We start from the raw sequence: 14277 nt of genomic DNA on the forward strand, positions 1-14277 counted from the left end.
GGCACTCAGCGCGTCCACTGGTCCCGAATGCGATCGAACTCGCCGTCGTCTTTCATGGCCCGGAGCGCGTCCTCGATCGCTTTTCGGAGCGCATGAGCTTCCAACCGAAGCGCGATCCCGAGTGGCTCTACATCGAGCGCGCAGCCGACGGTGTCGACAACGATCAGTTTGCGCTCCCGGCTCGCGTACTGGGCGATCAACTGGTGATCCAAGGCGAGGTCGGCAGTCCCAGACTGAACGGCAGCGAACGGCTCGGGGGAAGCGCGGTAGCGCACGATCTCTTTAACTCCCAACCCCGCGCGCTGCAAGCGCTCGATTGTGTCGTGTGCGGTCGTGCCTTCTTGCACTGCGATGACCTTACCGACCAAGTCGCGAGGACTTGTGGGGCGCGGTCCGGGGCGCGCGGTGAACACGAGCAGGTCGCGCGCGTACTCGATGAACGCGACCTGCCGTTTCCGCTCATCGGTGATCGTGGTGGCCGAAAGGAGAACGTCCAGGCGCCGGGTTTGAAGTTCGCGGTTCATCCCGGCCCAATCCCAGTACAACTCGTGGTGCTCCGCCTCCACACCCAATCGCCCCGCAATCGCGCGGGCCAGTTCCACGTCGAACCCCGTGAGCTGTCCGTCTTTCTTAAAGGCGTAGGGCGGACAGTTCGGGTCGATGCCGACCACCAGTTTGTGAGAGCGCTGCACGCGCCAGAGTGAATCGTCCTTGGGTGGGAGTATGATCCCGAGTGTCACGAGCGCGACAAGGCTGAAGAAACCGGTAAAGCCCGCGATTCGTGCCAGCACCGGGTTACGCCGACACCGACGACGGAATCGCCCCCAGGCGCCGTGGACCTTCACATGGGCCAGCGGCTTACCGGCAAGGAAGTTGGCCAGATCGTCTGCAAGTGCCAGAGCGGAGGGGTAACGGTAACTCGGGTCTTTCTCCAAACACTTGAGACAAACCGATTCCAGTTCCTTCGGGACCGAAGGACAGAACGAGCGCGGGGCGGGGGCTTCTTCGCTTTCAACCTTGCGCAAAAGGGTTGCCGTGGTTTCGGCAACGAAGGGCACGCGCCCGGTGAGTAGCTCGAACAAGATCACCCCGAGCGCGTAAACATCAGCCGCCGGCCCGACATTCCGGACGTCCCCGCGGGCCTGCTCGGGCGCCATGTAGCTGGGGCTGCCCATGACCACGCCGGTCAGCGTCAAGCTCGAACCGACGTCGGCCACTTTCGCCAGCCCGAAGTCGGCGATCTTCGGTTCGCCCGCTTCCGTGAGGAGCACGTTCCCCGGTTTCAGGTCGCGGTGGACGATCCCGCGCTCGTGAGCATACGCGACCGCCCGCGCGAGCTGCTCGACCAACCGCACCGCGGCGCGGAACTGTTGCGGCGAACCGTTGAGCTTCTGTGCGAGGCTCCCGCCCTCGACGAACTCCAGAACGAAATAGGGGAGTTGATCGGCCTCACCGATTTCGTGGATCTGCACGATGTGAGAGTGGCGCAGTCGGGCGATCGCGTGCGCTTCGGCCCGGAACCGGACTTGTTGCCCCTCGTCCGCGTGCGGTCCGGCCAGGATCATCTTTATCGCGACGGAACGGTTCAGTTTGACTTGTCGCGCCTTGTACACGACCCCCATTGCTCCGCGACCCAACTCGCCGAGCAGTTCGTAGCCGGGAATTTTCGCCCGCATTTGCCCGGTCACCGTACCGGTGCTAGCGCCTTCAAGCAGCGTTGGTGCTTCTACTGGCGTGCCGGTAGTGGCGGTGAAAACCGCGGTGATTAGCTCGTCTCGGTCCGGGAAGCGCTGGCGGTACTCGTCCCGGTCTGGTTTTTCGCCGTTCTGAGTGCGGTAGTGCAGTTCCAGTAGCAGTAACTCGCGAAAGAGTACCGACCGGTCGATTTCCGGAGCGCGTGCCAGAAGCTCTTCGATGGCGGGGCGATGGCCCGTGCGCCAGGCGTCCTCGAACATGTCGCACGCACGCTCCACCCGGAGCAGCCGCCCGCGTGCGTCGTCATCGTCCCACGATAAGGTAGCGCTCACGGCGGAAGCTCCTGCCCCCAAAGGGTACGGATCACACGCAACTTCCGCTCCACGCTCCCCAGTGATCGCCCGAGTTTGGCGGCGATCTCCTCGTTCGTGTGCCCCTCCATCTTCCAAACGGCCACCGCGCGCAATTCCGGATCGTCCAGTATCTCCAGGAGCCGCCGACACTCCTCGGCCACCTCGACCACCACCCCCGGTTCCGGTTCGCGATCGATGAGTTCGGCCAACACAGTATCGTCGCCATTCGCGTCAGAAGCGCTGAGCGCAATCGGCTGCGCACGCCCGCCGCGCTTGAGGGCGTTCTCGCGTTTCAGGAGATTCGCGGTTTTGCGGACGGTGAGGACCAACAGAATTTGCCACAAGTCGTCCCGGTCGAGGAGCCGCGGGAAGCGCCCCTCCACCGCGCCGCGACAGAAATTGTCGAACGCACTGAGAGCGGCGTCTTCTTCGTCCGCGGCCCGCCGCGGTGCGGACCCGAGTTTTTTCCGCGCGAGGCTCACGAGGCGCTCGTAGTACGCCTCCCAGAGTTTCTGAACGGCCCCTTCGTCGCCGGCTCGGAGCGGGCCGAGAAAGCGAGTAATGGACCCCTCAGCGGACATGTTCGGCTGCCTTGTGGCGACCCGGTAATCGGGTCGAAGTGAGAATGAGTCTAGAGGCGGGCCGGCCCGTTGACAAGCGCGAGTGCGGGCGGGCGATTTCGGAAAAAATGCTCACAGCGCGCAGGGTTCCGGACGCGGTTGTTGAGGAACGGGGTAGCGGGCCATTCCCGTACACCGGAGCCGACCCATGATAACCGCGGCCACGATCCTACTTGCGTTCGCACTCGCCTTCCCCGTCGGAACGCTCGTCGAGTACGTCCTCCACCGATGGCTCCTCCACGCCCGGAGCCGCACGTTCGTATCGCACCGCCACCGGATGCACCACAAATCGAACGAAGCCGATACGTTGTGGGGCGATTTCCGCGATTTCTCGCTCGGGGCCGTTCCGTTCTGTTGGCTGGGGTTCCTGCACTCCCCGGTCGCCGGCATCGGGTTCCTTCTGGGTGGTGCGGCTTACGTGTTCGTGTTGGCTCTGGTCCACAAACTGTCCCACGAGCGCCCGCAGCTCGTGTTCTGGATGCGCCCGACCTCGCACGAACTGCACCACGGCGAAACCCCGCGCTACAACTTCGGCATCGTCACCCGGTTCTGGGACCGCGTGTTTGGAACCTTCGCCGATCAAATGCCCGCGCCCCGCTACCTGCGTCGAGGGGGGCAAGTAATGAGCACGCCAGCACAACCCAAACCCTCAGTACAGCCCGAATTCACGCTCCAGCCGATCGAGGTCGTTTCGGTCCTCGGCGCAATTGGCTTGGTACTGACACACGTGGTTCTGTTCGCCCGTGTTCCCGAATTCTGGCACTGGTCTACGCCACTGGTGATCGTGCTCGGGTTACTCGGAGCAGACTTCTTCGCCACGATACTGCACTGGGCCGGAGACACATGGGGAACGGAAGCAACCCCGTGGCTCGGGAAGCGATTCTTGCACCCGTTCCGGTATCACCACGCGCGCCCGTTGGAGATGCTGAAGAGTCACTTCTTCACGACCAACGGCGACACGGCCCTCTCCACCCTTCCCTTTCTTCTGGTGCCGTTCGTGATCCCGCTCGATACCGCGGGCGGGCGCTTCAACGCCCTGTTCTTCGCTTCTGTTGGTGGGTGGGGCATGTGGACGAGCCAGTTCCACCAGTGGGCACACATGAAGTCGCCGCCACGGGTGGTCGCGTGGTTACAACGGCGCCGCGTGATCCTGAGCCGCGAACACCACTTGAAACACCACAAGGCCCCGTTCGCAACAAACTACGGCATCACTACCGGTTGGTGCGACGGGTTCCTGAACGCGATCCGGTTCTTCACCGCACTGGAGTGGCTCGTGACCAAATTGACCGGGTGCCGTCCGCGAAGCGAGTTCGAGTGAAAACGAGCACACCTCCAGCGCGAATGCGCATCAACTCGGCCGTTCTGGGGGTTGGAAAGCCGGGCGACGGGCGTAAGGTTGATGGCACCCAAAGGAGGTGCGCAGTGGCTGCTTCGCAGTGGGTTGTTGAAGGGACGATGGAGAACTTCCAGCAGGTCGTCGTGGACGGGTCGCGCGAGCGCCCGATCGTGATCGATTTCTGGGCGCCGTGGTGCGGACCGTGTCGGGCGCTCGCACCGCTGCTGGAAAAACTGGCCAACGAAAAGGCCGGCGAGTTTCTGCTCATGAAGATTAACACCGACGAGAACCCGGACCTCGCCCAGATGTTCCAGGTCGAGGGTATCCCGGCCGTGTTCGCAGTGCGCGACGGTCAGGTGGTCAACAACTTCACCGGGCTGCTGCCAGAAGCGCAACTACGGCAATTCATTGATGATTTGGGTACGGGAGCGGCCGCTCCCGCGGAACCAACGCCGCTAGACCAGGCGGCCGAACTGGAATCACACGATCGCGGCGCGGCGGGTAATGCGTACCGCGCGATGCTCGCGACAGCGCCGGACGATCCGGCCGCCCGCGTCGGGCTGGCGCGCGTGCTGTTGTCGGCCCCAGGCAACGAGCCACAAGCGATTCCGCTTCTGTCCGGGGTCGATTTCGGCGACTTTGCGACCGAAGCCCAGCGCCTCAAAACGATCATTCACCTTCGCGAAGTGCCACACGCCGACGCCGATCTTACCGCGGCCCGGTCCGCAACCACGGCAGAAGCGAAGGTCGCACTCGCCCGAATTCTCGCCGCACGCGGCGACTACACCGGCGCGATGGACGAGCTACTCGCCGCCGCGGACGACGACCGACAACTCGGGCGCACCGCGGTCCGCGATCTGATGCTCAAGGTGTTCGAGGTGATCGGCCCGCGCAGCCCGCAGGCCGATGACTACCGTAAGCGGCTCCAGAGCCGGCTCTACTGAGTGCTCATTCGCGCCGGTTCACGAGCGCGACCAGGAACCGGCTCACGAACAAGCACATAGCCGCACCCGCAAGCACAGCGAACGCGGGTGCGGCTCCCGTATCGGTCCGGGCCGCGTAGACGATGCGGGTCGGGCGCTCGACTGAGGTCTGATCGGCGGCCGGAATGAACGTCAAATCGCTCCCGCCCTTTCGCGGCGAAGAGCCATCCTCGAACTCGGTGAGCCACGTCCCCTCGTTCGGCGCCCAGCCCGGGATCTTCAAATGCGTGCCGACGCCCTTCCACCCGTTGGCACCGGGCTTCCCGGCCCACACGGTATTGCCCGCCCACAACTCCTTCGTCCCGAGGACGCCCGCCATTTTCTGGTTCGCGATCGCGTACACGCGGAACAAGCGGCGCGTCTTCGCCTCGCGCATGTCGTCCGGCTCGCTGTACGGAAAGAACGGTGCCTCGGTCGTGAAGCTCATGCGCACGGCTGCAGACCCAACGGCAGTACTCGCCCCCGTGGACGAGGCACCCGCAATCTTGAACGCGGTGACTACCCAGCCCTTATCGAGGTACGGCTTCAGCCACCGCGCAAGCGCCGGGCGCACTTCGTACCCGCGCTCGTTCAACCACGCCGCGAGCGCGTCGCTGTCGCCGGCTTTCATCACCTTCGCGTCGTACCCGGCGACGTGCTTCTCGGCCAGCAACTCGACGTCCGCGTGCCCGACAGCGGCTTTCGGCGCGCTGGCCATCCCGCACCCCATCGCGCACCCACCACCGCTCGGTGGCGACCGCGTTTCGATTTTGGGGGCCGTGATCTTCGCGAGTTCATCGAACGCTCTATCGTCGACCTCTTCGAGGACCGGCACCGACGGTGTGGGGACGAGGAACCCGAAGTCTTTCACCGGCGCTTCGCCCGGCGCGGTCGCGGCGAACGTGGCTCGGCGGATGAAGTGCTGCGTCTTGGCCTTTTCGTCCCAAATGATGATCGCGCTCTCGGTCGCGACCTCGACCACAACACCGCGTGGCGGAATCACGGCACACCCCTCGGACGGGGTGGGGAACGCGAACACGCCCACGAACAGAGCAGGCACGACCAACCGAACGCAGGTCCACATCAGCGCGGCTCCTCACGTGACGCACAAAGATTCGGCTCTATGATCCCCTAAACTGATCGATCCGTCCACGCAAACCTGAGTGTCGCGTGAACGGATCGCAAGTTCTCTGAAATCAGACCGCACGAAGTACGCTCTGCGTTATTTCCGGTGCGGCACGAACAGTCCGGTCGGTACGGGCGCGGTTGCTCCGCTCGGTGCCTTCACCCCGGCCGCGGTCGACAAGATCGCGGCCGTTGCGAGCGGGGTGACGCGCCCCGTATGTACGCCCGGCACGACGCCCGTTCCATAAACGACCAGCGGGACGTGCGTGTCGTACTCCCACGGGCTGCCGTGCGTGGTGCCCGTATCGAGGACCGCGGTCGGGAGGTAGTACGGCTTCAGTAGCACGTACACATCGCCGCAACGTTCCGCACGGAACGACCGCGCGACCATTTCGCCCGTTGCGTCGGTGGGAGGAATGCCGGCGGTCAGAGCCGTGCGGGTGTACACAGCCTCCACTCCATCGCGTTTCGCCAACCACTGAGCCAGCTCTGCTTCGACGTCGGCCTGTTTCACGCCCGCTGCCGTGACCGCCTTCGCGTTCAGGTACAGCCACGGACCGGACGACGCCTCCACCCACTTCGCCGCGGTCTTCCCGTACTTCTCGACCAGGAACGCTTCCACCTTTGCCGAGAGCGCGGGCTGCACGCGGGCCGCGTCCTTGCCCTGTTTGCGGCTCACTTCGGGGAGCGGGCAGATGCCGTGATCGGCCGTCATCGCCAGAACGTACTTCCCGCGCCCCACCTTCGCGTCGAGCACCTCCAGGAGCCGCTTCATGATCCGGTCCGACCGGAGCGTCACGTCGAGCACTTCCTGCGAATCCGGCCCCCAGGCGTGCCCGACCGCGTCGTTCGACGAGAAGCTCAGCGACAGCAGATCCGGAACGTCGTCCTTACCAAGCCCCTCCGCGGAGATCGCGCGTTCTGCGAGATCGAGCAACAGGTCGTTGCCGAACGGCGACGTGTAAACGGCGTTCAGGTACGCGGGCTTCGCCTTTGGATCGGTTGGCTCGAACGGGTGCGGGAACACGCGCCCCTGACCGGAAGCTCCTTTGCTCTCACCCGCAATGTCGTCCGGGCCGCTCAGTTTGGCGTAGTCGATGTCCGTGCGGAACCGGTCCCACGTCTTGCCGCGCCAGCGCTCGGCGGGCTTGGACTTGTTGAACGCCGCGACCCACGGGTGAACCGCTTCGCGGTAATACGTGGAGGTAACGAACTGACCGGTACCACCATCCATCCAGTAGCACACGTCGGGCGCTCGTCCGCCCGGAAGTGCCGCGCCACGGTTCTTGAGTGACAGCGCAACGACTTTCCCCTTCCCGTCCGTGCCCAGTTTGATGGCGTCGGCGATTGTCGGCTTCAACAAGCGTTCCGGCGACACTCCACCCTTTGCGCCCTTCTTCTCGTCGCTGTCCGTGCCTTCGGCCGTCCGCCCCGGAACCTGTTCGTGCCGGTCGGACCCGACACAGTTAACGGTCTTCCCGACTCCGCGGTCGTACCAGTCGTTGCCGATGACGCCGTGAACAGACGGCACACACCCGGTGGCGACTGACGAATGCCCCGCTGCGGTGACGGTGTAGGCGTAGGGGTAGTGGCAGTTCTGGAACCACGCGCCGTCCGTTGTGATGCGCTTGAACCCGCCCTCCCCGAACTCGTCTTTCCAGCGCGCCAGGTAGTCGCCGCGGAACTGGTCGAAATAGACCAGAACCACGAGCCGCGGGTGCGTGGACTCTTCGGCCACGGTATCCGGGGCGAGGAGCAAAGCGGCGAGCAGGATGGCAGCGAGAAGACAGAGCAATCGCACGGGAAGGGTCTCCGAGAGCAGGCAGGTATTCACATTTTATGAATATCCCCTCCCCGCTCGGTAGATGCGAGACTGCTCCAAACGATCTGTCGCAAACAGGATGCGAAGAGATTGTGGGGAATGCCCGCACGAGGCGCAATCGGATCGCGCGATTACCTGCGATACCAATCCAGGGCCAGTTGTTCGGTGCGCTTGATCCAGGCATTCTTCGCATCGTTGTATGCGTCGATGTCGACCGGGTGCAGTACGTAGGCCGCGCGCTTCTGCGCCTCGTACTCTTGCCGTGCCGAATCGTCGTGCCGCAAGTACGCGCAGAACGCCAAGTGGCGTTCCACTTCGGGGTTATCGAACTGATAGACGTGAACGTTGTGCGTTCGGAGCCCGTCGCGGTCCCGGGTGAAGTACCGGCGCCCCGGTAAACCGTACTCGCCCCAATCCCGGTACCCCGCGTCCCGGAATGCGGGCACCAAAGAATCGACGGACTCAATCACACGAACCACGGGCATCAAATCAATGATCGGCTTGGCGGCCAAACCGGGTACGGACGTGCTGCCGATGTGGTGAACGGCGACCAACTCCCCATCGAGCAAGAGCCGGAGTTGCTTCGCCGCGTCCTCGAACGCCGCCGGCCATTCGGGGGAGTAGTCTGCGAACGAATACCGGCTCCGCATGTGCCCCTCACAATGCCGTGAAACGAGTCGGGCGGCCGCCAAGTCACAACTCAACGACCGCCCGACACTCGTCCCGAAACAGGTTCAAACTACTTGCGACTGGCGAGGTACTCGACCAGCACCTTCAGGTCCGCGTCACTGATTTTGTCCGGCCCGGACGCGGGCATTGAAGACATTGGTGAGTGCGACTTCGGATTGCGAATGTGCTCGCTGAGCCACTGAGTCGTGTGTCCGGGTTCGGCCCCGGTCTTGGTGAGGTCCGGTCCCGCCATTCGTCCAGGTGGCCCACCCATCCCAGGAGGGCCGCCCATTCCCGGAGGTCCACCCGGTCCGCCGGGAGGACCACCCGCAGCACCAGGGGGACCACCGGGACCACCCGGAGGGGCGCCGGGAGGTGCCCCAGGAGGGCCACCCATCCCCGGAGGTCCGCCCATTCCCGGAGGCGGCCCCATCGCCATACCGGTATCACCGAGCTTGTGGCAGTTAACGCACTTGTTGTCCGCGTACACTTTCTTACCGGCAGCGAACTCGTCCCCGCCGGGCAATTTAGCGAGCACGTCCGCTGGAGACATGCCCCCCGGTGGGCCGCCCATTCCGGGGAAGCCACCGGGCCGATTGTTGCGCGAGTTCACGGGTGGCGCACCGCCCGAACCCGTGTCTTCGACCTTCTTCTGACACCCCACGACCGCGAGTCCGAGCGCCACGCTCAAGCAGAGCGGCGCGGGCCACGCCCTCAGAACACCTCCGCGAGTCATTACCGTGTCCTTTCCGAGATGAATGAAGCCGCCCGCCGCCCGGATGGGATAGATCGCGGCGGAGCGCTCGGGTGCGGGGATGTGATTCGGCCCGACCCGAACGATACCGGCAAATTAGACCACGGCGCATTAAACGAGACAAGCGTCTCGTTCGAGACTTCCGCGGTGTGATTGAAAAGATTTGATTGGAAATGAGATTCGGTACTACCGCCTCGGCCCACAGCGCGGGCCGAGGTATCGACGAGTGCATTCACACGAACGCCGATTTCACTTCAGCAGCCATTCCAGCACGGCCTTCTGAGCGTGCAACCGGTTACCAGCCTGCTGGAACGCGGCGCACGCGGCGCCGTCCATCACCTCGTCGGTGATCTCCTCGCCGCGGTGCGCCGGGAGACAGTGAAGCACCTTACAGTGCGACGGGGCTTTCGCGAGCAGTTCGCCGTTCACCTGGAACGATGCGAACCGGCGCAGGCGCTCCTCGCGCTCGGCTTCCTGGCCCATGCTCGTCCACACGTCGGTGTAGATCACGTCCGCGCCCTTCACGGCCGCGATCGGGTCGTTGACTTCACGGGGGAAATCGGGAGATACCTGCGCGGTGTATTGGGCCTTGAACCGGTCGTCGAAGCCGTACCCGATGGGGCACGCGAGCACGAACCGCATACCGAGCCGGCCGCACCCCACCGCGAGCGAGCGGGCCACATTGTTCCCGTCGCCCACGAACACGATCGTGCGCCCGGTTTCAGTGCCGAACAGTTCGCGCACGGTCAGGATGTCGGCCAGCCCCTGACACGGGTGCGACCAGTCCGACAGGCCGTTGATAATGGGGATGCTGCCGGTGCCCGCGATCCCGTCGAGCGTCTCGTGGCGGTACACCCGGAGCACCAGGGCGTCGACGTAGTTGGAAATGGTGCGGGAGAAGTCCGCGAGGCTCTCGCGCCAGCCCAGCCCGACCTCGTTGCCGGGCAGGTACAGGCTCGTCCCGCCGAGTTGCGCGACGCCACTCTCGAAACTCACCCGCGTGCGCAGCGACGGTTTCTCGAACACCAGCCCCACCACACGCCCGCTCAGGCTGTGCGACGGGATGCGGCGCGATTGCGCGTCCTTGAGCCGCGCGGCTTCAGTGAGCAGGTGGCTCAGCTCGTCCGTCGTCAGGTCGATGAGGTTCAGAAAGTGTTTCATTGTTCGATGCGTCGTGATCGTAGAGGCGGTCGTTAAGCTACAGTGTCGAATGTCGCAAAGTCGAAGACCCATAAATGAAGTGGGTCTTCGACTTCCGCGCTCGACCTTACGACGATTGGCGGAGGTTCAGCAGCACCTCCGAAATGATGTCGCAGCCGTCTTCGAGTTGCTCGTCCGACAGGGTCAGCGCCGGGAGCAACCGCAGCACGGTCTGGTGCGTGCAGTTGATGAGCAGCCCCTTCTCCAAGCACCCCTGAACCACCGGCGCGCCTTCGACGCTCAGTTCCACGCCGATCATCGTCCCCTTCACGCGGACGTCGGTAATCAGCGGGCACTTTTCCTTCAGTTCGAGGAACCGCTGTTGGAACCGCGCCCCGAGTTGCACGCCGCGCTCCAGCAGTCCCTCTTGCTCGATCGTCTCGATGGTGGCGAGCGCCGCGCGGGCCGCGAGCGGGTTACCGCCGAACGTGGCCGCGTGCGTGCCGGGTTTGAGCTTCTCCGCAACCTCCGGCGTCGCAACGAGCGCGCCCATCGCGACGCCCCCTGCGAGCGCCTTGGCCAGCGTAATGATGTCCGGGCGGACGTTCCAGTTCTGGTACCCGAACCACTTACCCGTGCGCCCCATCCCGGTTTGCACTTCATCGAAGATGAGGAGCAAACCGTGCTTGTCGCACAGTTCACGCAGCCCTTCGAGGAACCCCGCGGGCGGAACGTTCACGCCGCCCTCGCCCTGGATCGGTTCGAGCATGATCGCGCAGGTTTCGCCGTCGACGGCCTTCGCGACGCTCTCCAGATCCCCGTACTGGGCGTAATTGAAGCCGGGCAGCATCGGCTCGACGCCGGCGTGGTACTTCGGCTGCGCGGTCGCGGTGAGCGCCCCCATCGTGCGGCCGTGGAAACTGCCCGTGAGGGTCACGATCTTGTACTTGCCCTTGGGCTTCCCGTTGAGGCGCGCGAGCTTGATCGCGGCTTCGTTCGCCTCGGTTCCGCTGTTGCAGAAGAACGACACACCGTTGAAGTCGGTGCGCTCGGCGAGCGCCTGGCCGAGCAGCGCTTGCGGCTCGGTGTACCACGTGTTCGGCACGTGGATGAGCGTCGCGACCTGTTCCTGAACGGCCTGAACCACGCGCGGCGGGCAGTGCCCGAGGATGCCGCAGCCCCACCCCGGGAAGAAGTCCAGGTACCTGTTGCCCTCCGCGTCCCACACCCAGGAATTGCTCCCCCGCACCAGGCACACCGGGTATCGGGTGTAGTTCCCGGTCAGGTGTTTTTTCGCCAGGGCGATGGTCTGTTCGCTGGAAAGCAATTCGGTTGTCATTGGTCGGCGTTGAGAAATAGGGATTATGGGTCGGATCCGAGTACAGTGGGACAGAGAACACAAAGAGGAGGTTCGGCTTACCGCGTGATAACGGTGCCGGTAAACGTGTCGTGGAGGAACACGTTCAGCAGGGAGTAGGGCACCCTGCCGTCGAGAATGAGAGCGGATTTCGCACCGGCGTCGAGCGCCTCAAAGCACGCTTCGACCTTCGGCACCATGCCGCCATCAATCACGCCGGAAGCGATGAGGGCGCGGCACTCACTCTCGGTGAGTTGGGAAATGAGCGATTGGGGATTCGCACGGTCGCGCAAGACGCCCGGCGTGTCGGTCAGGAAGACCGCTTTGTCGGCCTTCAGCGCGCCGGCCACAAAGGACGCCGCGGTATCGGCGTTCACGTTCAGCCATTGCCCTTCAGTATCACGTGCGATCGAGGGAATGACCTGAACGTAATCGTAAGGGGTTCCCGCGCGCCCGACCGGAGAGTGCGCGAGGGTAGCCGGCGCTCCGACCCGGCCGAGATCGGTGGGCTTGCCATCGGCCCCCGGTAGCACGAGTCGTTCACCGAGCAGGGCATCGGGAGTGACCGTGGCCGGGCACCCCCATTTCGTCAGTCGATCGGCCAAATCGTGACCGATCTCCTGTAGCACGCGGACGACAATTTTGAGCGTGTCATCGTCCGTGTACCGGCGCCCGGCAACCTTCCGCGGCGTGAGACCGGCTTCGGCCATTGCGCGGTCGATCGGTTTCCCGCCGCCGTGGACGAGCACCACCTCGACACCGAACCGAAACAGCGTGACGACGGAACGCAGACAGGCGTCGGTCGCGGCGGGATCTTCCATCGCGCTACCGCCGAGTTTCACCACGATTGGTCGACCGCGGTGCGCGGTCAATCGCTCAACGGCAGCGGCAAATACTTCGGCGGTAAGGCTCGGCTCGGACATCCGAAACGGTCCCAGATTCGAGCAATAGCTTGATAGAAATCGAAAAATCCATCGTATGCCGCAGCGCGAACAGCGTCAACGGCCGGACTAAGATTCTCCGTGAATGTTGCGCGAACCGAGAAAACCACCGAGCCGGAAGCCACTCACGCGCGTTCTCATTTCACCGGTTTCGCGTAGTCGCCCCGCATAAACCCACTATCCGCGGGCGGGTCGTAGCGGATGTCGAGGTCCGGTGTTTCGAGGCGCTTCGAGTCCGTCGCGCGCGACTCGATCGCGTAATCGAGGATGCCTCCCGTAAGTTGCGTGCGCTCCACCGGGTACGGCGGTTTGCCCGTTGCGAAGAGCGTTTCCGTGTGCCCCGCGAGGGCTTCGAGGAAGGCGGCTCCCGGAGGAGGAGGCAGCCAGAACAGGCACGACGACGGCTTCTTTTCGCCCTCCACGCGGGCCGCGAACGTTTCGTCCGCGACATGACCGTCCAGTTGGAGCACGGTCGCCTTCAACCCGTCCGCATATTCGACGAGGAACGCGATCGGGCCTTTGACGAAGTTCCCCCACGTCGCGGGGCGCGGGAACCGCCGACAATTCGCGCGCACGTCCCCGGCGTTGCGCGACGTACTGTGCCCGAGCGCGTGCTCGAGCAGTTCCCACGACCACAACCCGTCGTCTCCGGCCTTCCACACCGCGTCGCCTTGTAAGCACGTCACCGCCTTCACGCCCTGGTTCGCGGGTTTCGGATCGCCCCCCGAGAACCGGCGCTCGACCATGCACTGTAGCGCTTCGAGCGCGTGGATGCCGTAGATCTCCAGTTCGCCGCGCGACGCGATCAGGGCTTCGGTGATCTTGGTGCCGCACTTGAACTCCAGTTCCGGTCGGCGCCACGTGACCGGGAGGGACGAGCCGGCCATGAGCGGGAAGCGCATCTTCTTCGCGGTCGCGACCATCTCCGCGGCCTTTGTGCGGTCGTAGCTGAGGTGCTTGTCGCAGAAGACGGGAACGCTCTTCCCGGTCTTCTCGAACACGGCCGTGATCTTCTTGAAGAACTCGTACCGCGGGTAGAGCTTCTGTCCGCGGTCGTTGTACTTGTAGTCGCCGTGTTCGCAGATAAGCAACACGCCGTCGACCGCGAGTTTACCGGTTCCGAGCGTGAGCGCGTCGTCGATGCTCTCCGAGAGACGGAAACTGTGCTCCTTCGCGAGTTCGCGGCTCAGGTCGTTCGCCTTCACCTGATCGACATACGCGGACGCGATCCCGAATTCCGGGAAGTGGTGCTCGTCGCCCTTCATGTACCCGTCGAGGTAGCGCCCGGCGATGTGGTAAGCGTGCGAGAGGTAGTGATAGATGGAGCAAACGACCGCGACCTTCTTCGCGGCCGGTCGCGCGCGCTTCGGCGGCTTGGTGCGTAACGAATCGGCCCCGGAAACGCGAGAAGCCGGCCAGCCCCCCGACGCAGCAAGCGCGGACGCGGCCAAAAACGAGCGACGGTCGATCGACAGCATGGGTATCCTCTGCGGTGTTACCGCA

12 protein-coding genes are annotated in these 14277 nt (G+C 64.3%); 2 read left to right on the forward strand and 10 right to left on the reverse strand.

Annotation, left to right across the window (positions count from 1 at the left end; translation table 11 throughout):
* Window positions 1-5: 5 nt before the first annotated feature.
* Together VT84_RS22170 and VT84_RS22175 are read right to left on the reverse strand one after the other, a co-directional pair.
* Window positions 6-2027: a protein kinase domain-containing protein gene (locus tag VT84_RS22170; protein ID WP_082841020.1), complete on the reverse strand. Its 2022-nt coding sequence runs from the start codon at window positions 2025-2027 to the stop codon at window positions 6-8.
* A complete protein-coding gene (locus VT84_RS22175; RefSeq protein WP_052552113.1) occupies window positions 2024-2629 on the reverse strand; it encodes an ECF-type sigma factor in 606 nt (201 codons plus the stop codon). Before VT84_RS22175 ends, VT84_RS22170 begins: the two co-directional genes overlap by 4 nt.
* Before the next feature lie 187 nt (window positions 2630-2816).
* On the opposite strand from VT84_RS22175, the gene VT84_RS22180 reads away from it, so the two are divergent.
* Complete coding sequence (locus VT84_RS22180) at window positions 2817-3986, forward strand: fatty acid desaturase CarF family protein (protein ID WP_082841021.1); 1170 nt, start codon at window positions 2817-2819, stop codon at window positions 3984-3986.
* A 104-nt stretch (window positions 3987-4090) separates the two neighbouring features.
* Window positions 4091-4948, forward strand: a complete 858-nt coding sequence (gene trxA / locus VT84_RS22185; protein WP_052552121.1) for a thioredoxin — start codon at window positions 4091-4093, stop codon at window positions 4946-4948.
* 4 nt (window positions 4949-4952) lie between these two features.
* Here trxA and VT84_RS22190 read toward each other — a convergent pair whose 3' ends face one another.
* The 8 genes from VT84_RS22190 to VT84_RS22225 all read right to left on the reverse strand — a co-directional run bounded on the left by VT84_RS22190 (window position 4953) and on the right by VT84_RS22225 (window position 14252).
* A complete protein-coding gene (locus VT84_RS22190; RefSeq protein ID WP_082841023.1) occupies window positions 4953-6050 on the reverse strand; it encodes a DUF2330 domain-containing protein in 1098 nt (365 codons plus the stop codon).
* Between the two features lie 138 nt (window positions 6051-6188).
* A complete protein-coding gene (locus VT84_RS22195) occupies window positions 6189-7892 on the reverse strand; it encodes an alkaline phosphatase family protein (protein ID WP_162271807.1) in 1704 nt (567 codons plus the stop codon).
* A gap of 152 nt (window positions 7893-8044) precedes the next feature.
* A complete protein-coding gene (locus tag VT84_RS22200; RefSeq protein WP_082841025.1) occupies window positions 8045-8563 on the reverse strand; it encodes a GrpB family protein in 519 nt (172 codons plus the stop codon).
* Window positions 8564-8652: 89 nt separating this feature from the next.
* Window positions 8653-9318: a c-type cytochrome gene (locus VT84_RS38775; protein ID WP_157469710.1), complete on the reverse strand. Its 666-nt coding sequence runs from the start codon at window positions 9316-9318 to the stop codon at window positions 8653-8655.
* Between the two features lie 267 nt (window positions 9319-9585).
* On the reverse strand, window positions 9586-10497 hold the full coding sequence (gene argF / locus VT84_RS22210; protein ID WP_082841026.1) for an ornithine carbamoyltransferase: 912 nt from the start codon (window positions 10495-10497) through the stop codon (window positions 9586-9588).
* A gap of 106 nt (window positions 10498-10603) precedes the next feature.
* Window positions 10604-11815, reverse strand: coding sequence for an aspartate aminotransferase family protein (locus tag VT84_RS22215; protein WP_052552136.1), 1212 nt, complete (start codon window positions 11813-11815; stop codon window positions 10604-10606).
* 77 nt (window positions 11816-11892) lie between these two features.
* Window positions 11893-12756: an acetylglutamate kinase gene (gene argB, locus VT84_RS22220; RefSeq protein ID WP_082841027.1), complete on the reverse strand. Its 864-nt coding sequence runs from the start codon at window positions 12754-12756 to the stop codon at window positions 11893-11895.
* Between the two features lie 155 nt (window positions 12757-12911).
* A complete protein-coding gene (locus VT84_RS22225; protein WP_082841028.1) occupies window positions 12912-14252 on the reverse strand; it encodes a hypothetical protein in 1341 nt (446 codons plus the stop codon).
* Between the last annotated feature and the right edge of the window lie 25 nt (window positions 14253-14277).

Origin of the sequence: Gemmata sp. SH-PL17 (assembly GCF_001610855.1) — a bacterium.
GTDB lineage: Bacteria > Planctomycetota > Planctomycetia > Gemmatales > Gemmataceae > Gemmata > Gemmata massiliana.